This is a genomic window from Ruminococcus sp. (assembly GCF_024684275.1).
Window position 1 is genome coordinate 53,176 of the sequence record NZ_JAIKXF010000053.1, and the last position, 23,275, is coordinate 76,450.

Annotated in this window: 12 protein-coding genes and 2 tRNA genes; 6 read left to right on the forward strand and 8 right to left on the reverse strand. The window is 45.8% G+C overall.

The annotated features are described in order from the left end of the window. Positions 1-28: 28 nt before the first annotated feature. Together K5677_RS05740 and K5677_RS14450 are read left to right on the forward strand one after the other, a co-directional pair. Complete coding sequence (locus K5677_RS05740; RefSeq protein WP_296725730.1) at positions 29-1,330, forward strand: GGDEF domain-containing protein; 1,302 nt, start codon at positions 29-31, stop codon at positions 1,328-1,330. A 187-nt stretch (positions 1,331-1,517) separates the two neighbouring features. After that, entirely contained in the window at positions 1,518-3,899 is a 2,382-nt protein-coding gene (locus K5677_RS14450) for a hypothetical protein (protein ID WP_366849003.1), read from the forward strand. A 93-nt stretch (positions 3,900-3,992) separates the two neighbouring features. Here the strand turns inward: K5677_RS14450 and K5677_RS05750 are convergent, their stop codons facing one another. The 5 genes from K5677_RS05750 to K5677_RS05770 form a co-directional block, all read right to left on the reverse strand. Beyond that, complete coding sequence (locus K5677_RS05750) at positions 3,993-6,344, reverse strand: glycoside hydrolase family 9 protein (protein WP_296725731.1); 2,352 nt, start codon at positions 6,342-6,344, stop codon at positions 3,993-3,995. A 326-nt stretch (positions 6,345-6,670) separates the two neighbouring features. Beyond that, positions 6,671-8,626 carry a hypothetical protein gene (locus K5677_RS05755; protein ID WP_296725733.1) on the reverse strand — a complete coding sequence of 652 codons (1,956 nt, stop codon included), beginning with the start codon at positions 8,624-8,626 and terminating at the stop codon, positions 6,671-6,673. Positions 8,627-8,638: 12 nt separating this feature from the next. Beyond that, entirely contained in the window at positions 8,639-12,040 is a 3,402-nt protein-coding gene (locus K5677_RS05760) for a TIR domain-containing protein (protein WP_296725736.1), read from the reverse strand. A gap of 169 nt (positions 12,041-12,209) precedes the next feature. Next, positions 12,210-13,643, reverse strand: a complete 1,434-nt coding sequence (locus K5677_RS05765; RefSeq protein WP_296725738.1) for a dockerin type I domain-containing protein — start codon at positions 13,641-13,643, stop codon at positions 12,210-12,212. Positions 13,644-13,873: 230 nt separating this feature from the next. Next, positions 13,874-13,949: transfer RNA gene (locus tag K5677_RS05770), tRNA-Thr, on the reverse strand. 186 nt (positions 13,950-14,135) lie between these two features. On the opposite strand from K5677_RS05770, the gene K5677_RS05775 reads away from it, so the two are divergent. Then, positions 14,136-14,220, forward strand: a tRNA-Leu gene (locus K5677_RS05775). 147 nt (positions 14,221-14,367) lie between these two features. Here K5677_RS05775 and K5677_RS05780 read toward each other — a convergent pair. Together K5677_RS05780 and K5677_RS05785 are read right to left on the reverse strand one after the other, a co-directional pair. Beyond that, positions 14,368-15,282 (reverse strand): GNAT family N-acetyltransferase, encoded by a 915-nt coding sequence (locus K5677_RS05780; protein ID WP_072952345.1) that lies wholly within the window; start codon positions 15,280-15,282, stop codon positions 14,368-14,370. A 12-nt stretch (positions 15,283-15,294) separates the two neighbouring features. Next, on the reverse strand, positions 15,295-16,389 hold the full coding sequence (locus K5677_RS05785) for a DegT/DnrJ/EryC1/StrS family aminotransferase (protein ID WP_296725742.1): 1,095 nt from the start codon (positions 16,387-16,389) through the stop codon (positions 15,295-15,297). Positions 16,390-17,141: 752 nt separating this feature from the next. On the opposite strand from K5677_RS05785, the gene K5677_RS05790 reads away from it, so the two are divergent. From K5677_RS05790 to K5677_RS05800, 3 genes are all read left to right on the forward strand, one after another. Next, the gene (locus K5677_RS05790) at positions 17,142-19,409 is read left to right on the forward strand and encodes a glycoside hydrolase family 9 protein (protein WP_296725744.1); all 2,268 of its coding nucleotides are present in this window, start codon (positions 17,142-17,144) and stop codon (positions 19,407-19,409) included. Positions 19,410-19,663: 254 nt separating this feature from the next. Beyond that, entirely contained in the window at positions 19,664-20,560 is an 897-nt protein-coding gene (gene pfkB, locus K5677_RS05795; protein ID WP_296725745.1) for a 1-phosphofructokinase, read from the forward strand. A gap of 13 nt (positions 20,561-20,573) precedes the next feature. After that, positions 20,574-22,490, forward strand: a complete 1,917-nt coding sequence (locus K5677_RS05800; protein ID WP_296725747.1) for a fructose-1,6-bisphosphatase — start codon at positions 20,574-20,576, stop codon at positions 22,488-22,490. Between the two features lie 444 nt (positions 22,491-22,934). Here the strand turns inward: K5677_RS05800 and K5677_RS05805 are convergent, their stop codons facing one another. Further along, on the reverse strand, positions 22,935-23,246 hold the full coding sequence (locus tag K5677_RS05805) for a DUF1292 domain-containing protein (RefSeq protein ID WP_296725749.1): 312 nt from the start codon (positions 23,244-23,246) through the stop codon (positions 22,935-22,937). Between the last annotated feature and the right edge of the window lie 29 nt (positions 23,247-23,275).

The following is a 23,275-nucleotide window of genomic DNA, read 5'->3' on the forward strand; positions in this document are numbered from 1 at the left end:
TCAAAAAACATTATTAGGGGGACTTATTATGGAAAAATTCAATATCAATGATATGACATTAGACGATGCTATCGCCTATTTCAAAGATAATGTCGGAGCTATTGTCGTTGCCGACAGTAACGCTGATTCCTATAGATCTGTTCATAAAAAGGGTATTTTCAACGCTGTATTAGAGGATACAGGCAAGTACCATGACCTTATTGAGAAGCTCTGGTATCATTTAAGCAATTCCTCTGACACTGTGGTCAGTGAATATAAGGGGTTTGTTAAGACATCAGGCTTGTTTTCAGGAATTTACTCAAGAAAGGTAGAGGTCGTCATTAACGATGTATCTAAAGACATACAGGTGACTGTTTATCCGTTAAAGGAAAAAGAAACATATCTGTTTATACTTGACGAGCTTGATCAAAGCCAGTCTGTAGACGATACTCTGACTACTCAGAAGGTCAAATCTTTCCAGAATACTTATCTGTTCTCTATGTATATAGATATAGCAAAGGATACTATCAACAGTATCAGTGTTACTGAATTGTCAGATGATGTAGTGAATCAGGAACTGAAGTATACTCAGTGGCGAATGATGATAGTAAATGCTATTAATTCAAAGTTTACGGGTAAATTCCTCGAATTGTCCGATCCTGAAAATCTAAAAAATACAATTGCTCCCGGAGCTACAGAATCATTAGACTGCCTTATGATGAACCTTGAGGGAAAAGAGATATGGGTAAAGCTCATATTCAGCCGTGTGCGTACCAGCAATCCCGAGGACTATCGTTTTATATACATGGTTCAGGATATCAATGATGCGACTAAGGCTCTCAGAGAAGCACTGGATAAATCTGAAGCTCTTGCTTATAAAGATGCTCTTACAAAGATATTCAATCACGGCAGAATGGAAACAGAGATAACAAACGCTTTTATAAATCAGGTAAAAAAAGGCGAGGTTGTCTCTATGATGATAATGGATATTGACTTCTTCAAGCACGTAAACGATAATCACGGTCATTCTGTCGGTGATATTACTCTCAGGCATTTCGCTGATATACTTAAAACTTACTTTGATAATTGTAATGGAGTAGTCGGACGCTGGGGCGGTGAAGAATTCGTGGCTGTATGCTACGGGGCAGACCGTTCAAAAGCTGCAAGGATAGCAGAGGAAGTCCGTCAGAAGGTTGCTTCAGAGGAATTTGAAGTTGTCGGAAATATCACCTGCAGTATCGGTGTTACGGTGCTTAATCCATCAGATGACTTTGAGAAAGCCTACAGACGTATGGATAATGCGCTGTATGAGGCTAAGTCCAGCGGCAGAAACTGCATAAGGATAGCATAAAACATCAGGGCTGTACCAATTGGGTACAGCCTTTTTTGTGCTCTCAAAAAATTTTTTGAAAAAGTGTGAGAGTTTTCCATTTCTCAAACGTCTAATAAGTGAACAGTAAATAATCAGGCAATTTGCTCCCCAAAAAAAGGTTCTGCACAGCAAGCTGCCATTCTTTATTCAAAAGGGAGGTATTACTATGAATAAAAGGAGAATACTGACGTTCATCACTGCGCTGACAATGGGTATGACATCTATGGCATTCACGCCGAACTATGTTGTTGCGGAGGACATGGCGCCTTCTGCGGCTATATCAGATGAGGCGGAAATAACCGATCTTTCTCTGATCCGTGAGATGTTTAATAAATTCATTGAGGAGGAAGGTCTGAACATAACGTGCGCAGCACCTGACAAATATCCCGAGTATTCGGATACTGTAGTAATAGAGTTCGATATGAACGAGGACGACTATATCGAGCTTCTTAAATTTGCTTCGGCAAACCATATTGACAGAAACAGCTTTACATACATGGCGTTCAGCAACGGCGTTCTTATGACAACTACCATGTATGATCCTACAATAACTACTACCACCACAACAACAAAAGCTAATAACGAGTACTTTTCGCTTATGTGGAAGGATTACAATGTTGCTGTAGGCAACAAGACATACATCGCTTACTGCGGCACTGCCCGTCCCGAATCATGGACAGTTGATAACGAGGACGTTATCTCACTTGACGAGAGCGGTCTTGCGGCAACAGGTCTTAAACCGGGAAAAGCGACTATCACCTACAAGGACAGAGACGTTACTGTAAAGGCTTATGTCACAGTATCAGACGCGCCCGCCGATGTAACTACTTCCACAGCTGTATGGACTGTGCCGACAACTACTGTTACCACAACTCAGACAGTGACTACTTCTGTGATATATGATTTTATGCCTACAGTAGAGTTTGACACATCTCCTATGAAAGTGGGCGAAGTACGTGAGGGAAAATTCTACAATCCCGAGACAAAAAAGACTGACGGCGGCTCTGTTTATGCTGTTTTTGAGACGGTAAAGGTCGAGTATACAGAGGGCGGCGACACCTTTAAGGTAACAGCTCTTGAACCCGGACGTGCGCATATCAACTTTGGTGCAAAGGGTTGCGCATTTATGGGCAGCGTTGAATTCAAAGTAGTTGATGAAAACGGAGACAGCCCCACAACTACAACAACTAAACAGGCAAATTCTCAGACCACATATCTTACCACTGCGACTACAACATCTACCTCTACGACTACTGTGATATATGATTTTTGGCCTACAGTAGAGTTTGACAAGTCTCCTATGACAGCAGGCGAGACAAGAGAGGGACGCTTCTACAATCCCGAGACAAAGAAGAATGAAGGCGGCTGGGTAGAAGCAAGAACAGACAATATTTCAGTTGAGTATACCGATGGAAGCGATACTTTTAAGGTAACGGCTCTCAAAGCAGGCGAGGCAATGTTTGGCTGCTGGACAAATGGCTGTGCGTTCACAGGCTATGTGAACATAGATATCGTTGAAGTCAGCAAAGAGAAGGGCGACGCTAACTGCGACGGTCAGATGGATATGTCAGATGTAGTTCTCATTATGCAGTCTCTTGCAAATCCGAATAAATACGGTGAAAATGGTACTGCAAAGGTACATCTCACAGCACAGGGCAAGGAAAACGCAGACCTTGACGGCAACGGTCTCACAGTTGGCGATGCTCAGAAGATACAGATGAAGCTTCTCGGTCTCGATGATGACAGCGAGCCTTTAACTCCTTTAGCACAATCTGTAGGCGTTAATACAACAGACGAAGCAATAAAGCTTATCAGAAGCTATGACCTTAACGACTACAATGTAAACGCCCACGAGACCATGAAGCAGATGTTCGAGAGCTTCAAAAAGGACGGTTTTATCTATCGCTTTGCCGAAGTCACAGGCGATGACGCAGTAAAGCTCCGCGACGACTATGTAAATCCGCCTGTCTGGCTCGGTCCTTATGCGAATTTTGAGGATATAGGCATTCTCTATCATGTAAAGGCATATGACATGAACTATCAGTTATACTACTTCAACAGAGGCAAGGATTACGCAGGTCAGTCTATGTCTGATTATATAAAGAACCGCTTTGGCTTTAATGTAACAAAGGTCATCGACGATAAATACTTTATCTTCGACAGCAGCAAGGACGGTCAGAACGATATCAGCGTGATTTTCGCTTTAGACGACGGACATTACTGCAAGGTAAGATGTTTCGGATCAGAAGCAGAGCTTATGAAGCTTGCAAAGTCGCTGAAAAGCGTGAAGCTCCCTCTCGGCGAGAAAAAGATAACCGACCTTAACGACGTAAACGCTCTTCTGATTGCCTATGAGACAGAGCACAAGCTCCCTGTTTCCATGATTACATCAATCAGTCAGGGTGACAAGCAGGTTTATGTATATCTGGGCACATTTGATATCAAAGAGCAGGAAAAGGTCATTGAACAGATGAAGAACTATATGAAGTTCATGAACATCGACGAGGAACTTGTATGTTTTGCAATTCCTCAGACCGTTGCAGACTGAAAGAAAACATGATAAATATAGAAAAGAAAACAGAGAAAGAAGAAAGGCTCCCAATGGGAGCCTTTCTTCGTAATGTTATGTTTTTTCGTTATATCAGCCCTGCTTGATAAGGAGCTTTCTAAGCAGTATCTCGTCGTACAGGTCTACGTTCTTGTCGCCGTTGAAGTCGAACTGTTCTGCGGCTTCCTTGCTGCTGAACGGAGATACGCCAAGTATCATCTTGCGGAGTCTTACAAGCTGTGCCACCTTGTATACCTTAGCAGGCTTTGTGCCGTCGGGCTCTGTACCGCCTACAAGCTTGCCGTCTGCGTAAACACACACGTTGTCACAGCGTTTTGCCAGTTCTACACCGCTTACGATGTTGTCATAGTCCTCGCCCAGCTCGTCAAGGTCTATCATGCCCTTTCGGCTCCAGTCGTTGGAGGAATCCCACTTCTCACCGAAGTAGTTTCCGATAATGAGCTGATACTTCTTGTTGGAGTTGGCAACTGCATAGTCAGGCCATGATACCTCGATGTAGTATATATCGTCCTTGTACTGCTTTGGCTGTGACAGCACAGCGGATTTGTCAGTAACCTCAGTCTCTACCTGGTCGTAGGTCTTTTGCAGTACAAAGCTTCCCGGGATAGCCTTGTTCTCGAATTCCTCTATGCTGAAATAATAGCGCACTGACAGGTCTGTATGGGGCTCTAAGCAATCCGTATTCACGAAGAATGTCAGCTTTGTAACGCCTGAGCCTGTAGCCTCTGGAGCCTCTGAGCAATAGCCCGATACCCAGAAATCATCGCCTGAGAAGAGCTGTGTATCGTCTACCTTCTCGGCAGGAGGGAAGTTTTCCTCGGGCTTCATGGTCTTGTCTCCCTTGTAGAGGTAAAGTCCTGCTGCCGCACCGACTATAGCTGCATTGTAGTCTATAGTCACCTCGTTGTATACCCAGTCCTTTGTGACGTCGTTATGCTCGTCATTTTCGTCAGGACCGCCTGCAAGAGCGCCGTAGAGAACGTGCTTGTGCTCGGCAGGATCCTCAGCCATAGTAAGTCCCGAAGCCGCACGGTGGTGAGGATATTTTACGGAATTTTCGCCGTAGCCTACAACATAGCTCCTGCCCAGAGGGTTATCGCCGATGATGTATTCCATCTGTCCCAGAGCCCAGTCTGAGAAGGTATAGTCGGGGTTTTTTTCGTTGTATTTGTCCTTGCCCTTGTTGTACTTGTCGTATACCAGAGCCGTGAACTGCACCGCGGTATTGTATCTTGCGCTTCCCCATGTATCAAGGTGGAAATAGCCTGCGGGAGTGAGCTTTTTGTTCATAACGGTATTGAGGGCTTTAGCTTCCATTTCCCAGAAGTCAAGAACCTCATACTGACCTCTGCCGATAGCCACGCGGGTCTCCTCACATACCTCGGGATAGATGTCCTGTATGCGTCCGAATATGAGTCCCACGCCGTTCCACATATCGTTCCAGCAGAGGACATATCCGGGAGGAGCGTAGTAGTCGATGTATTTTTCACAGGCTTCGAGGTAATCGTGGTCCTTTGTTATAAGATATAGCCAGCCTGCGGCAAAGCAGAAGTCGTCCTCCCACTTGCTTGATGTGTAGAAGCTCATAGGACCGTCGCCGCCTGCGCCCACTTTTTTCTCATTCTTGTTGGCAAAGTCGAAAAGTGCCTTTGCGTAGTCGAGACACTTTTCAGCGTACTCGGGATCGGTGTCCTTGAAGTTGTAGTAGTTGATAGCAAGAGCCGCCGCACTCTCAGATACGTCATCTGTGGTGGGGAGCTCAGAGGTTGCAAAGAAAGCAGGACGTCCCATAGCGTCTATCTCAGGGGACTGCCAGTACTCGTGGTCAACGCTTCCGTCGCCAACCTGATAGCAGAATGCGAGGACATCGCCGTTTTCGTCGCGGAAGGTGCTCTTCATGAAGTAGTCGCAGAAATAGCGGCATATAGTCTCTGCATGAGCGTCCTGACCTGTTTCCTTGTAGGCGTCGCGAAACTCATAGTAGCCCCATGACACAACAGAAGCCGCATAAGCCTCGGGAAGTCCGAACTTTACGTGGTCGCCTGCGTCGTGGAAGCCGCCCGAAACATCAATGAAGCCGTCACCGTCGGGGTCGAGTATGTCCTTGTACTTGGTCATGAATGCCTCGGGGAGATTGGTTCCCGAGTGGTTGTCATCAATTGAGTGCATGGGTACCTTTGCGTCGTAAACGTGGCAGTCTCCGCGCCATGAAAGGCGGTTGTTTTCGGAAACTCCCGTACCGCACATATTAGCGTCATAGAAGTAGAGGGTGTACTGCAAGAGTTTAGCCCAGTTGTTCTCGGTCTCCTCATAGTCCACAACGTCAGGAGTAGTTTTTGCAAATGCAGGCAGAGCCGCCGCTGAAGCAGACACGGCAGTTACTGCCGCCGCAGTAAAAGCGGATAAGCGCTTGAATATCTTCATAAACTCAGTCCTTTCTGTTGGATAGCCGTCAGCTATCGGTCTGATTTCATTTTACCCCATATCGGCGCAAATGTCAACGCATAACTTGCGGAGTTGTGTTAACAGTTAAATTTGTTGAGCCTATGAATGGGATTCCAAAGGGACTGTGTTCCTTTGGCAGAGTGACTCCCCATAAGATGGGGAGATGTCCGAAGGACAGAGGGGACGGACCCGATTAGGGGGCCCTGCAAGAGAGGGCGTCCCTTAATGGCAGGTGTATATTTTTTGACGGAACGCCGAGGGCGGCGTTCCCTACAGGCTAAAGGCTAAAGCCCGAATTAGCATAGCTAATTACGGGCTTTGTATCTTGCCATAAGCGACATAAGGTCGTACTTGCACATTTCGGGATTTGTTTCCATGAGCTCCTTCTGAGGCACAAGGCAGGGATTTCTGCGGAACCTGTCACTGCGTTCTCCCGAGCGCCAGCCGATAGAAGCCATATAGCAGCACCAGCGGCGGTGCTCTAAGGAAGCGAGGCTGTAGGCGAAGCTGTCCTGTTTCAGTTTTTCAAGGACCTCCTCCTCACTGCCGTTCATCTGCCATGCTGAGCCTGTGTACTTCATAAGTGAGCCATTACTGCCGATGAGCTCCTCCAGCTTTTCAGAGAGCTCTGTGCCGTTTTCTGCGGCAAGCTTCGGGATTATATCGTTTTTCACCTCGTCGTGATATGCGGCAGCCTTGCTTGATGAGCGGCGGAAAAGCCGCAGCCTGTTCCATTCCTGCTCGGGGTCCGCCTCAGCGTTGTCGGCAGTGCCTGTTTCATCGGCGGTAATGAGCTTGATATTGTTGTAGAAGTGGTTGTAGTTCTTGGCAAGCCGGTCTATCTCGCGGTTGATTATCATGTCGAGGGTTATGACGATGCTTCTGTCGTCGATAAGGCTTACGTCGGCAAGAGTGCTGTTTTCTGCGGAGATATAGCCTGCAAGGCGCCTGTCGGTGTCCATTCTCATGAGTATGGGCAGCTTTAATCCGCGTTCGTCAAAGAGCTCCTCAAGCTGTATAGCGCAGTGTACCGAGAGGTCGATGTTTTCAAGGGCTATGACTGCGTATGTGTAGGGCTCGGCGTCGAGCTTGCTGCGTATGGTGTCATAGAAGCTGAGATGTGAGATGTTCAGCTCGTGGAAGTTTATCTCCAGAAGCCCGTCAGCGGCGCTGCTTTTCAGTATAACGCTGCTGTCGGTAATTTCAAAGGTATCGTGGCTGAGCTGATTGAGGAACACTGCCTTTTTTGCCTTGATATTGCTGTCAAAAACGTCGATGATTATGCGGTTGCTCTCGTGGACTACTCCCAGATTCATTGCCTGCAATACAGCCTGCTGTCCAAGCTGACCGAAGCCTGCTACCAGAAGATGTGCTGTCCAGTCCTTCAGGGGAGTGTCTGTGCCGAGATATACCGAGTGGATAGGGTGGTCTGAGTACATCTTGTGTATCTGCATCTCGGGAAGTCCCACAAGCTCAAGGTCAAAGTATGCGTCAGTGCCTGCGGCGCTGTTATAGTACTCGGCGATAAGTCTGCCTATGCCCTCCTCCTCACACCTGCATGATACCTTAGCTCCCTGTGCCAGCTTTATCCTATCCTCGGAGTCCTTTTCGTTGAGACGGAAGAGCTGTAAAAGTGAGAAGTTCCGTATTGACGAGGTCTCGAAGAGTATGATATTGGTGGCGATGTCGATACGTGTCTTTGCAAGGAGAGTCCGCAGCTCGGAGTCTGCCGCCTTGAGCACATCTGCGTAATGAACGACATAGCCTGCCTTGTTGAGACGGTATATCTCCTCGTTGTCGACAGACTCGTTGGTAACTATGTGTATACAGGTCTTTTTCGGGTCAGACCTGTTGTTTTTCAGCATTGACTTAATGTCACTGTTATAGCCGAAAATTACTATATGGCGGCAGTTCTTGTCTCTGCGGAAGAATATTATGAATCTGAGCAGGCGCTCTAAGAATTTATATATGAAAGAAATAGTACAGTAGGGAGCGGTGAATACTGCGATACAGTATGCATAGCCGATACCTTTGTTGAGCACCGAGGGATTATCCTTCATAAAGGCGACGGTGTCCTTGATAGTTACCGAAGCCTTGAAGCCGAATGCGTTGATACTGTTTTGCAGTACCAGAAGCACCTTGAAGAAGGAATCGTAATTCTTGTAGTATATGATACCCTGTGCAGTGGCTATCAGGAATGAAAGCACTGCCAGCAGAAATATCATCCGCGTAGTATTCTTACGACTTTTATTGTTGCTCATTTGTCAGTCCTTTCATGCCTCGCCCAGAGCCGAAAGGTAATCTCTTGCGGCGCCGAGAAGCTGCTTTGTGGTATAAACAGGGAAGAAGCCTGTCTTGTTTTTGTTTTCATCGCTTATGAAAACCTTGTCGCCTGACTTTGATGCTGCGGAAAAATCGTCTATCCTGTAGCGCACATTGAAGCGTGAGGTATCAAGCAGCCATGCGTGGGACTTGTCCCATACTGCGTAAACTCTGCCTGCGTCTGCTGAGGGCTTTGTTTCAAGCAAAGCAGCAGATGAGCTATCGGATTCATAGATATTATTGTCATAGTCACTTGCAAAATCAAGCCGGCAGCTTCTTCCTGTAAAGCCCTCTGCGTTCATCTCGTAAAGGTGGGAATCGCGGCAGAGCACAGCAAATTTATCATCGCTGACAGGAACGACGGAAACAGGCTCCTGACTTGTGCCGTTAAGGGAAACAGTTGCCTTACGCACACCCTTTGTGGCGTCAAAAAGACCGACTGTGCGGTCACTGAAAAGCACTCCCACAGTGTCGGCGCCCTGCCAGAAGATACGCTGTACCTCGGGAGCAGTATCACTGTCTGCGTTGAATTTGAGCTCTATGTGCTGACCCACTGAGAAATCGTGAACGATCAGAGCAGTCTTGCCCTCGTCATTGCTGAGTTCAGCCAGCATAGCAGCCTTGCTGCCCGAAACGGCGTACATCTCGTTGACTATTGCCTTGTCTGCGAGTATAGAATCCTCATCTTTCTGTGCCCATGACCTGAAGCCGCCGTCAGCGGAGATGAACACAATATTTTTGCCCATATCTGCCAAGTAATAAGCGCCGCCCTCTGTCGGGATAAGGTCATTATTTCTGCGCTTAGCCTGTGGTGCGTCCTTTATTTCTGAAGCTTTTCCGTCAGCCACGTTTATTAGCATGGTGGAGTCCTCATTGGCGTCCTTGATGTTTGTATTCACGACGAACTTGTCATTGCCGATAAATGCGGCAGAGTTTATCCTGCTGCCTTCAAGGTCGGTCACTTCTGTAAGTGAGCCTGACGCTGTATCATAGATGAACAGGTGGTTTGTGAGCTTGCTGTCCGTTTTGTACTCGCCGTTTGGGTAGTATGTAGAGACAACAGCAGCCTTTGAGCCGTCATCGGATACTGCAAGGATATTGCGGTTATACATAAATTCGCCTGTGTCAATATCTGTGAAGGACGAGTTTGTCTTGGGGTACTGGATATAGGCAGTATTTGAGTAATTCTCTGCGGTGACATACCTGCCGAGACTGTAGCTGCAAAGGGATACCTTTGTGGTCATGGTCTGGACTCTGTATGCTGCCTGGTCGGAATCCTTGCCCGTTGTGAAGCTTTTCAGGCTTACTGTGTATTCCTCGCCGCTGGCAAGAGTGAACATAACAAGTCCGCTCTGACTGAAGGATACGTCTACCATTTCGCCGTCTATAGGGAGGTGTTTTATGAGCTTTCCGTTTTCATAGTCCACAAAGGAAAGGGTGCGGTTTGTGGTGACGGCAAGTACGTCATGTTCATAGCCTGTGGTGTCGGCAGACATAAGGAACATCTTGCCATTGTTCTGATAGTTGACGGGGAGGGAAGCTGTCCACTTTTTCTCCTTCATATCCTTGTCGCAGCGTGAGATGTCGGTGGTCAGGGTGAAAGCCATTACGCTGCAGGCTGCAATGACAGGCTCGTTATTGATGAATTGCAGGTAATTGGTGTTTATGCCTGCCGCAACGGGGTAATTCAGCTCAATACTGTTTCTGAGCTTTAGAGCGTGGTCCTTTATCTCGTAAGCTGCCAGAATACCTGAGTCAAAGGCAGCATAAACGACTCCGTCACGGACTGCCTTTATCTCGAAGTCCAAGTACAGACTTGCGGCTTTGTTATTGAAGTCAAGCTTTACGGTGTCAACTTCCTTGCCTGTTTCGCGGTCGATTATCTCAAGGAAGATGTTGTCACCCATTATAGCCTTGCCGCTCACAAGCTCACGCTTGTCATTGAACATACGCAGAACGTATTTCTCGTCCACAATGACACTTTTGTAAAAGTAAGCCTTCTCTGACTTTGGAGCTTTCCACTTTATCTCACCTGTAGCGCCGTCAATGCGCCATAAGGTTTTGTCGGAGTTTGTGATGTATACATCTCCGCCTGTGCCGGGCTCGTCCTTGTCAACAGCGTGTACGAAACAGGTGTATATTTTATTGAAAACAGAGCTGTTTTCGTAGGTAACACTGCTGGGTGCGCTTGTATTGTTGAAATAAGTTCCTGTTTTATCCGTATCAATGTCGAAATAAGCTGTCAGCTCGTTGGAGCTTCCTGCTTCTGAGGCGAACTCGCTGTCTGTGACGGACAGCTTCTTAATAAGCTTGCCTGTTTCAGCGTCCCAGAAGTATACTCCTGTAGCGTCCTGTGATACTACGGACTTTCCTCCGCCCATGAATGAAAGCTGTTCAACTGCACATTCATGCTTCAATGACAGCTGAGGGACTGTCTGTGTGTGCTTGAACATACCAAGCTCGCGTGAGAGGGCATACTCCGCCTCGGGGAGCACGGGCTTTTCTTCTCCCTCAGAGGGCAGAGCCTCTACAGCCTTCTTTACGGCAGGGATAAGACTGCTCTCCTTGAACAGGTTCTCAGACTCAACAGCAAGGTGACCTGCGTTCTCAACAAGGAGCTCGCTGTTCTTGTTTTCTATCTCGGCGTTCTGTTCCTTTATCTGGTCATTCTGCTTCTGTATCTGCTTGTTTTTGCCGTTTATGGTGACTGCCGAAGCTATGCTGATAATGGAAATAAGCGAGAGTATGCCTGAAACTCCGCCGAAGATACGTCTTCTTCTTGCAGCCTCACGGCGCTTTTCACGCTGGAACAGGTCGTTGAAATCACAGCCCAGCAGGGGAGCGGCTATACGGAGATACTCGGTATTCAGCTTCTTCATCGAGTCCTTGATGTTGTCTGAAACAATATTTGCGGCAAGGGGCTCAACATCTACCTTTACCGTTACCTCCTCACCCTTTTCGTTGGTGGTGGTGACCTCGGCGTAGGTCAGCTCCTTTGGGAATGACTCTCTCGGATCGCCGTTTACCAGCAGGGTAATGATGTTGGTGTTTTTGTTGTCGTGGAGCTCGCGGAAACGGGTGAGCTCCTGTAAGCACCATTTGGATTCGGTGTACTGCGGTGAACAGATAACTATCAGGTATTCCGACGACTCTATAGCGTTCTTGATTATCTCGCTGAGGTCGCTGCTGGACTGGATCTCTGAAACATCACGGAAGATACGCCAGTTTTCCTTTTTTATGCCCAGTGACTTTGGTGGCTTGTAGGCTTCGAGGAGCTTTTGAAGCCTTTCTGCCGCCTGCATATCGGGCTCGATATGTCGATAGCTTATAAAAGCTTTGTATTTGTATTCCATCTCATTCTCCTTATACATATGAATTTCATATAAAGATATTGTATCACATAATTACTCGAATAGCAATGATTACGGCGGAAAAACTTTAGTTGAGCACAAAAAATCCGCGTCCCGTTTTGCTGAGACGCGGATATGTCAGCGGAGCTTTCCGCTGTATGGCTGTTTGTTATTATACAGGGGTGGTTTCTAATTCTTCAACAGGACGAAGAATATGATGAATCTTGCCATTATCATCAGTTTCATCAACTATTTTGAAAGCTTTAATTAAAGAGTTCAACTCTTTGTTAGTAGCAACGCCTGAAATCAGCGATGGATAAACCATAGCATCTTCGATATACAGATATGTTGTATCAAGTAGACATGGCACAGTTGTTTTTACTGGATAGCTAAGTATCATCTCGTCAATTTCACATTCAACAAAATATTTTGAATAAGAATCAGGAGTCACAACCGCACAAGTACGTATGCTATTATTATCATAGTAACGTACGTAATAGAATCCTTTATCAATCTCTGAAAATTTGCCGTTTTTGCTTTTTAAATAATCTGAAAAACCTGCTGGATTTAATTCACATTCTGAATCTAATTCCATAATTAATTCAAATGTGGATATGTCCATAATAGAATCTTTCACTTTATTGCCATTGAAGTCCTTGAAACAATAAGGAACAAAAGTTGTTGTATTTGCAGTATAGTCAATCGTAACAACTTCTTTTTTAGTGCCTGGCGGATAAATTGTTAATGTGTTATCGCTTATTACAAAAATGACTGGGTTTATACGATCTACAAGAGCTATATCTGTGTCTTTGATTTTAATATCTGTATCTGGTTTTATGTCTGCTTTATTGAAAAAACCACTGATATCAATCTTGTTATCATCAGTAACAATTTCTTCGAGGAGTGCATTGGTCATAAAAGACAAATTATCTTTTTCCCAATCATATTCCTTGGGGTTAATAATTGTAGTAGTGCTTACAGGTGATGTAGTTGTCGATGTTACTGTTGTTGTGCTTGTGGCGCTGGTCGTAGTTGTTGCTTTTGAGGTAGTTGTTGTGGATACAGGCTTAGCCGTAGTAGTTGTAACCTTTGTGGTAGTTGTTGTTACAGCAGAGGTGGTTGTAGTTGTGGAAGAAACAAGCTTAGCTGTAGTGGCAGAAGTTGTTGTAACAGAAATAGATGTGGTTGTTGTAGTCTTTGCAGCAGTGGTAGTAGTTGTTGTTGTTGTTGTTGTGCTGTCTTTGGGATCAGCGTTCGGGTCCTTTAGGTATTCGGGGAAATTTAGCTTTCCTCCCACAGATGTGTATGCATAATAGCTAAGTATAGTCGAGGCGTCAACAGCGTTTACAGATCCGTCGCCGTTTACGTCCTGAGTTGCAAGCTCGAATTCGGTGGGCTTGTCCTTAGATGTAGCGTACCTTGCGTAGTTTGAAAGTGTGATAGATGCGTCAACAGCGTTTATTGCGCCGTCACTGTTTGCGTCGCCAAGCTTTACTGCGATGTTAGCTGCGGCTTTGTTTGCGTCAGTATCTGCGGCATTGGCACACAGAGAAGTGCCGAAAACCATAGTGACTGAAAGTAATGTAGCAATAATCCTCTTTATCATAAAGAGCCTCCCTTAGTTATATTGTATATAGATATTATAGCACCTTTATCCGATTTGTCAACGGCTTCATGCGCGAAATAAAAATCGCGCCCCGGATTTACCAAGACGCGAATATGCCTGTGGGGGCTCCCCACTGTGTATGTGTTACAATATTGATACTACTTCATGCGCGGAAAAAATTCGCGCCCCGGATTTACCGAGACGCGAACTTGCCTGCGGGGGCTCCCCGCTGGAGCTGATGATCGGACTTGAACCGACGACCTACGCCTTACCAAGGCGTTGCGCTACCGACTGTGCCACATCAGCATCAACAGATAATATTATACAGCAACTGCGAAAAAAAGTCAAGAGGAACATATTTTATTTTTTATATTAACAAATCTATTCCTGCCTGTTTTTCATGCAAAAAAATTTTTTTGGATTTTTTTTAAAAAAGGGTTGACAAAACTTTTTTTATCTGGTATAATATTAAAGCAGTCGAGAGACAGCAATGCGAGTGTGCTGGAATAGGCAGACAGGCACGTTTGAGGGGCGTGTGTCGAAGGACGTATGGGTTCAAGTCCCATTACTCGCACCAAGGAAGCGTTTACCAATGGTAAGCGCTTCTTTTTTATGCAAAATCATAAGCCGCCGAGGCTCCTGCTCCTATGAGCAGCGAGCCTCTTTTTTGTCTAAGCTTATGGATCTATATAGTCAAACACGGTCTCTCGAATTATTATAATTCTCATTTCTTTATAAATTTCAAGAATTCATCGTAATCTCTGATATAATCTTCGACCGTATAGAAATCAGAAGCCGCAACACACAGTACAGAATCCTTTTGCAGCCACAGCATCTCTCTCCAGGTCGGCTGATCTATAATTACACCGATAGACGGGTCGAACAGCTCTATTTCTTCACGACCGTTTGTATTTTCAAGGATCAATTGTATCCTTCCATAGGGACAGAACAACAGTTGTTTTAACTCTTTATGAGCATGAAAACCTCTTCTAACTCCTTCAGGCACTTTTGAGATATAGTATATTCTCTTGATATCAAACGGGATATCGTGTGTAGTCTCAAAGAAGGAAAGCTCTCCTGCATTCACCGTAGGAATTGTCTTAATATGTATCACCTTACAGCCTGCAACTGCATCTCGGGTCGTAAAATCATCGCCTTTAAGAACCGAATACCATTTCAGGTTATCCATGCCCGAATATCTGACCAATACGTGTGCGGGAATATCAAGAGCCTCGTGGAAGTTGTGCTTATCATAAAATCTTACAGCACGCTCATTAGCTCTCGATACACACCAATAAACGCTTTCAAGACCATATTCATCAAATGCCTTTTCTATTATGGTTTCCATGCCGTACCACGCGTATCCTTTGCGCATGGCTTCAGCTCTGACTGTAATAGCAAATTCAGCCGTTTCATTTTCGATATATTTAAGGCTGACTGTTCCCATGTACTCATCTGTATCCGAAACAATTGCAAGATGTATGTTGCGCTTATCTTCCCAGCTTGCTCTGATAAAATCCTCACAGTCAGACAGAGTCTTTGAAGCGAAATCCGCTTTAAGATTTTCAACCACACGCTTATCGTGCATCCATTCAAGCATCAACGGAGCATCTCTCAATTCAAGTCTTCTTAATAACATAGCAATCTCCTTTTAAAACTCATTTATAGCAGAGATCACATACCTGATCTCTTCATCTTTCATACCATAATACATAGGGATACTCAATTCGGTAGCACTGATCTCCTCAGCAATGGGGAGTGCTCCCTGCGGAATGTTCAAATCTCTATAGCACTCCTGCAAATGCATCGGGATAGGATAATGCTTATTCGTACCGATGCCTTTTTCATTCAGATGCTTTTCAAGAGCATCTCTCTCAGCACATCTTATGCCATAGATATGCCAAACAGGAACACATTCTCCCTTTACTACAGGAGTAATGACCTTAGGATTGCTGATTCCTTCTGAATACAGCTTTGCGATCCGCCTTCTCTCTTCGTTCATTCTATCAAGATGAGAGAGTTTAGCTAAAAGGAACGCAGCCTGCATTTCGTCAAGTCGGCTGTTATTTCCTTTATATATGTGGTGATACTTATAATCGGAACCGTAATTGCCAAGAGCATGGATCTTATCTGCAATTTCCCTGTTGTTGGTGACAGCAGCTCCCGCATCGCCCAGCGCTCCAAGATTTTTACCGGGATAGAAGCTGAAGCCTGCGGCATCACCGAATGAGCCTACTCTCCTGCCCTTATATGTAGCACCGTGAGCCTGTGCGCAGTCCTCGACCACATATAGATCGTGTTTCCCTGCTATGCTCATAATAGCGTCCATATCACAAGCCTGTCCATAAAGATGCACGGGCATTATTGCTTTGGTTTTATCGGTAACAGCCGCCTCGATCAGTGCAGGGTCGATCAGGAATGTATTGATATCGGGTTCGACAAATACAGGTGTTGCTCCCACATATGTGACCGCAAGGGCTGTTGCGATATATGTGTTCGAGGGAACGATGACCTCATCTCCTGCTCCAACACCGAGCGCTTTCAGCGCAAGCATTAGCGCATCAAGACCATTGCCGCAGCCTACACAGTATTTCGAGTCGCAATACTCGGCAAAAGCCTGCTCAAACGCTTCATCTTCTTTGCCTTCAATATACCATGAACGAGCAAAAACACGTTCAAAGGCATCTCTGATGTCATTATTCAATTCCTTCTCCATAGGAAGGAAAGATACAAACGGGATCTTCATATTTTTCTCCTTTATAAATCCAATGGACGGTTATCAGTTTTTAACTTTTATACCCTTCCATATGCTTTAATGCAAAAATGCTTTTATCAGTTTCAGACGAAATCCCTGTTCTCAGACCGCTGCTGCCGCAGTATCATGTTCATTGCGTATATTAACAGTTTCTAATTACATTCCGTATTTTTAATTACAAAAACTGACATTTTCAAACGAAATCTTGTGTTAATTATACCATTAATATAGCAATATGTCAATGAATAGCACTACAACTTGTACAAACCGTATAAGCAGGCACATTTTAAAGCACCTGATTTATATATTTTTCAAAACCGCTTTTAAACCGCAAACAAACCTTAACATACACAGTTTTCACAAGTCCATATTTGTTATTTTTCCTTTTGTTCCAAGCCTGATATCAAAGCCGCCCCTCTTTCATCAGCCGTGCTCCGAACTATCCGACACAATAGTACATCACACATAAGGCATTGAGTTTGACAAGTTACCAGCCGAAGTTTCGGCAGGAGTGAAATTTGTACCTTGCTATTTTCTCATCTTTTCAGCACAATAGTTATAGTTATTGCGCACAATTTTGATAAAACTTTTTGTGCATTACGACAAAAATGTAAATAAACCGCTCGTTTTTACTGTATTGTAACCTCACTGTTACTATTTTGTTACCAAATTTCATTTCAAACCCTGTATAATCATAGTCGAACATGTTATAGGCATAGAATTTATGAAAGAAGTGTGATAACATGATATCATCAAAAAAGCTAAAATCAGCCATAATCAGCAGTGCAACTGCTATTGCAGCATTTGTTTCACCTATCGCAGCAGTAACTCCCTCTCTCTCAGCAAATGCAGCAGACGGCGACAATTACGCAAAACTCCTTCAGTATTCCCTCTATTTCTATGACGCAAATATGTGCGGCAATAATTCCGATTGCGCTCTCTCATGGAGAGGCAACTGCCACACAAACGACGAAGTACCGGGTGGTTTCCACGACGCAGGCGACCACGTAATGTTCGGTCAGCCACAGGGCTACACAGCAGCTACTCTCGGCTGGGCTTACTACGAGTTCAAGGACGCTTTTGACGCAACAGGTCAGACCGCTCACCTCAAGGTCATCACAGACAAGTTTGCTAAGTTCTTCCGCGACGCTACAGTCCTCAACGGCAACACCGTTTCAAAGGTGCTTATCGAAAAGGGCGAAGGCGGCGTTGACCACTCCTACTGGGGAGCTCCTGAAAATCAGGGCGACAGAGGACGTATGCTCTGGTCTACAGGCGGTGCAGCAAACGTAACTGCCGAATACGCAGCAGCTCTTGCAGCTAACTATGTAAACTTCGGCAACACAGAGGATCTTAAATACGCTAAGGCTCTTTATGATTTCTCAAAGAAAAATCCTGCAACTTATTCATGCGAATTCTACAGCAGCGGTGAAAGCGGCTCCAAGGACGAGCTCGCATGGGCAGCAGCATGGCTTTACCTTGCTACAAAGGACAACCAGTACCTTAACGACCTCAACGACTGCCCCGAAGCATGGTGGGTAATGAACTGGGAAAACGTAGCTCCCGGAGCTGCTATCCTCAAGGCTGAGATCACAGGCGACTGGAGCGGCGTTCACGACCTGGGCAGCGGCGACGGCTATAAGTTCTATGATAAGTGGGGCAGCGCAAGACACAACGCTACAGCACAGATGTGCTCGCTTATCGCTTCCAAGTACAACAAGGCAGACTCCGCATGGGCTAAGGGTCAGATGCAGTACCTTACAGGCGACAAGGCTTTTGCAAACGGACAGTCATACTGTCTCGTTGTAGGCTTCAAGTCTAATTCCTCAAAGAACCCGCATCACAGAGCTTCTTCTCCCGATGCAGACGCAAGCGAGAGAAATGACAGCGTACAGAACAAAAATCTTCTTGTAGGCGCTCTCTGCGGCGGTCCTACAGACGCTAACGGTACATACAGAGATATTCGTTCCGACTATGTGGGCAACGAGGTAGCTTGCGACTATAATGCAGGCTTCGTAGGCGCAGCAGCAGGTCTTTACCACTTCTACAAGACAGGCTCTACAGAGTCAACTATCCCGGGTGTAACAAAGGTCTACGGCGGCGGCAGCGGCAATAACAGCCAGCAGCAGAACAATGACTGGAACCAGCAGAATAACGATCAGAACCAGAACAACGACTGGAATAACCAGAATAACGACCAGAACCAGCAGAACAACTGGAACGATCAGAATAATAACCAGAACCAGCAGAACAATAACTGGAACAACTGGAATGATCAGAACCAGAACAACACATGGGACTGGAACAATCAGAACAACAATACATGGAACGGCGTTGTAAATAACGAATGGAACAATAATAACTGGGACTGGAATAATCAGAATCAGAACCAGAACAACTGGAACGATCAGAACAACAACCAGAACCAGAACAACAACGACTGGAATAACCAGAATAACAACCAGAACCAGCAGAATAACGACTGGAACAACCAGAATCAGAATAATACATGGGATTGGAACAATCAGAACAACAACACATGGAATGGTGTTGTAAATAATGATTGGAACAATAATAATTGGGACTGGAATAATCAGAACCAGAATAACAACTGGAACAACCAGAACAACAATCAGCAGCAGAACAATGACTGGAACCAGTGGAACAACAACCAGAACCAGAACAACTGGAACAACCAGAACAACAATCAGCAGCAGAATAACGACTGGAACCAGTGGAACAACAACCAGAACCAGAACAACTGGAACAACCAGAACAACAATCAGCAGCAGAACAACGACTGGAACCAGTGGAACAACAACCAGAACCAGAACAACTGGAACAACCAGAACAATAATCAGCAGCAGAACAACGACTGGAACCAGTGGAACAACAACCAGAACCAGAATAACAACTGGAACAACCAGAACAATAATCAGCAGCAGAACAACGACTGGAACCAGTGGAACAACAACTGGAACAATAACAACAATAACTGGTGGAACGGCTGAAATTGATAAGGTATGCTCACTCTTTGTCCTTGATCCCCGGAGTGGTAGACAAAGCGATAGATCTGTGATATAATATCATTTGGTAAACACTGACGGCGATGCTCTATCATGGATGATCTGCCGTTATTGAGATAACAAGGAAATTTTATCACGGCTGCATTAATTTCAATTTCCATTACTCGCACCAAGGAAGCGTTTACCAATGGTAGACGCTTCTTTCTTTTTGATCCGAAATAAAAAAGGAGTCTTAAAAAATGATTTACACGGTCACATTCAATCCCGCAATAGACTACGTATTGCGCACCGAACGAATACAGCCAGGCTGTGTCAACCGCTCCGAGTCTGAGGAGATATTCTTCGGCGGCAAAGGCATAAACGTATCCGCTGTACTTGCCGAGCTTGGTATAAAGAGCAAGGCACTCGGCTTTACGGCAGGCTTTACAGGTGAAGCCATTGAGCAGGGCGTAAAGGATATGGGCATAGACGCTGATTTCGTAAGGCTGAAAAGCGGCAGCTCACGTATCAACGTAAAAATAAAGGCTGACAAAGAGACCGAGATAAACGGACAGGGTCCGCATATCGACAGCGAGTCTATCGGGCAGCTCATGGAAAAGCTCGATGAAATACAAGACGGCGACACCCTTGTGCTGGCAGGAAGCATACCAAACAGTCTCCCCGACGACATATACGAAAAGATACTTTCAAGGCTGTCAGACCGTGATATAAGGATAGTTGCCGACGCAAGCAAGCGTCTGCTCATGAATATGCTGAAATACCGTCCTTTTCTCATCAAGCCCAATAATTTTGAGCTAAGTGAGATATTCGGCGTAAATATAACCACCTACGATGAGATAGTTGAACACGCAGTAAAGCTTCAGGCTATGGGCGCAGGGAACGTTCTCGTATCTATGGCTGAAAAGGGAGCTGTGCTCCTTGACGAAACAGGCAAGCTCTACAAATGCGGAGCCTGTACAGGCACGGTCAAGAACTCTGTAGGCGCAGGCGACTCTATGCTTGCAGGCTTTATCGCAGGCGTTTCCGAGGGCTATGACTACGCTCTGAAGCTTGGCACAGCCTGCGGCGGTGCTACGGCTTTCTCGGACGGACTTGCAAAAAAGGAACTCATAGACAAGCTTATGGAACAGCTCTGAAGGGAGGACATCAATGGATATAAAATATCTCAGACTACTTGCAAAGGAGTACCCAACTATCGAAAGTGCCGCCAGTGAAATAATAAATCTGTCAGCTATACGCAGTCTCCCAAAGGGTACGGAATACTTTTTCAGTGATATGCACGGCGAATACGAAGCCTTTCTGCATATGCTGAGAAGTGCCTCGGGCATGATAAAGATAAAAATAGACTTAGTCCTCGGAAAGACTGTTTCCGCCCGTGACCGCGAACAGCTTGCGGAGCTCATATACTACCCCGAAAAGGAGATATCACGCCTTACAAACAGCGGCGAGATGTCCGACGAATGGAAAAGACTCAGCATCTACAGGCTCATACTCGTATGCGAGGCAGTTTCCGCAAAATATACCCGTTCGCGCATCAGAAAGCGCATACCTAACGATATGGTATACATACTTGACGAGCTCCTAAACGTCACTGATGACGTAAACAAGGACTACTACTACGACGAGATAATCAGCGCTATCATCAGCACAGGCATTGCCGAGACCTTCATAATCTCCCTGTGCAGGCTGATACAGTCCGTGTGCATAGACAAGCTCCATATCATCGGCGATATCTTCGACAGAGGTCCCCGTGCGGACATTATCCTGGACGAGCTTATGAAGATGCACGATGTTGATATACAGTGGGGCAACCACGACATCTCATGGATGGGTGCCGCCGCAGGAAATCCTGCTCTTATTGCAAACGTTATCCGCATCGCTATGCGCTACAACAACTTCGATGTGCTCGAAGACGGCTACGGACTGAACCTCCGCGCACTTGCCGTCTTTGCAAGCGAGACCTATGCAGGCGACGACTGCAAACGCTATATTCCAAGCACTCTCGATGACAATATATACGACCCTGTTGACCTCGACCTTGCGGCAAAAATGCACAAAGCCATAACCGTTATACAGATGAAGCTGGAAGGTCAGCTCATTGCAAAGCACCCCGAATGGGAAATGCAGGACCGCGACCTTTTCGGAAAGACCAACTTCAAAGCAGGCTCAGTCACCATAAACGGCAAGATACATATGCTTCTTGATAAGAGTTTCCCTACCGTTGACCCTGAGTCTCCTCTCACTCTTTCGGAGGGTGAGGCAGAGCTTATGAAGGTGCTTACAGCGTCCTTCCGACACAGTGAAAAGCTCCAGAGGCATATCCGCTTCATTTACGCAAAGGGAGCAATGTACAAGACCTGCAACAACAATCTCCTTTTCCACGGCTGTATACCTATGGACGAAAACTGCCAGCTCCAGAGCGTCAGCATAAAGGGCGAAAAATACTCGGGCAAGGCACTCCTTGACAAGCTGGGCGAGCTTGTAAATCAGGCATATTTCGGAAACGGCGAGGACAAGGAGTTTGCCAGCGATTATATGTGGTATCTCTGGTGCGGAGCAAAGTCTCCTCTTTACGGCAAGGACAAAATGGCTTTCTTTGAGCGCGGACTTCTTTCCGATAAGTCGCTGCACACAGAGAATTACAACGCCTATTATACATTCTCGGAAAATGCAGAGGTTTGTATGTCCCTGCTGGAATTATTCGGACTTGACCCCGAAAAGGGTCACATCATCAACGGTCATGTGCCTGTAAAAATAAAGAACGGAGAAAGCCCCGTAAAGGCTGACGGAAAACTTTTCGTCATCGACGGCGGTATTTCCAAAGCTTACCAGTCCACAACAGGAATTGCAGGCTATACCCTGATATACGACTCACACAGTCTCAATCTTGCCGAGCACAAGCCCTTTGTGGCTGGCGAAAGCGGCAATACTCCGACAATACACCTTGTCGAGAAGCTTGACCGCCGTGCGAATATTTCCGACACCGACAAGGGCGAGGAGATAGTTGACAAGATAAACGACCTGCGCCAGCTTCTTGAAGCCTACAAGGCAGGCGCTATCAAATAGCTTGTAGGGGCGGCGTCCCGCCGCCCGCAAGCCTTTAAGCCCTTAGCCGTTAGCTTTTAGGGACGACCGTTGGTCGTCCGCAAGTTAAGAGTTGAGAGTTGAGAATTGAGAGTTAATGTGTCTGCTTCGCGGACGGATTTGAATTGTAGGGGCTGGTGACTCCCTGTAGTACAGGGAGATGTCCGAAGGACAGAGGGTCGCGGCTCCTGTTGGGAGTCCTCGACGTCCCGCTACCTTTCTATAATAGGGCTGAAAAAGACTGAAATTCAATGGAAAACCGTTGATTATTGAAAAAGTATTTTTTATGTTCTGCGTTTTGAACAAAGTTTCACGCTTAGTTTTATGTATAATTACTATTGTCAGAGAGCGGCGTTGCGCCGCTCTCTCATTCAATGAAATAACAACAAAAATAAGGGCGCACATTGTGCGCCCTTTAATCATGCATTACTCAAATTCGTATTCGCCTTCGTAATTCTTCTTGAACTCCTCGAAAACTTCACCGAGAAACTTGTCATCATCAACTGATACAAAGTCGTCCTCCTCGGGAGTCTCACCCGGGATAACTTCAAGAATAACTACCTCATCGTCCTCATCATCGAATGGAAGAAGTACGGCATAAAGATGCTCTTTATATTCAACAGTACCGATTATCTCAAAGGATACCTCGTTACCGTCATCATCGGTGAGCGTGATATAGTTTTCTGCTGCTTCCTCTTCTTCAAGCTCATCGAGTTCCTTTTCGTTCATGTCACTCATACAGACACCTCCGCAAAAATAATATATCT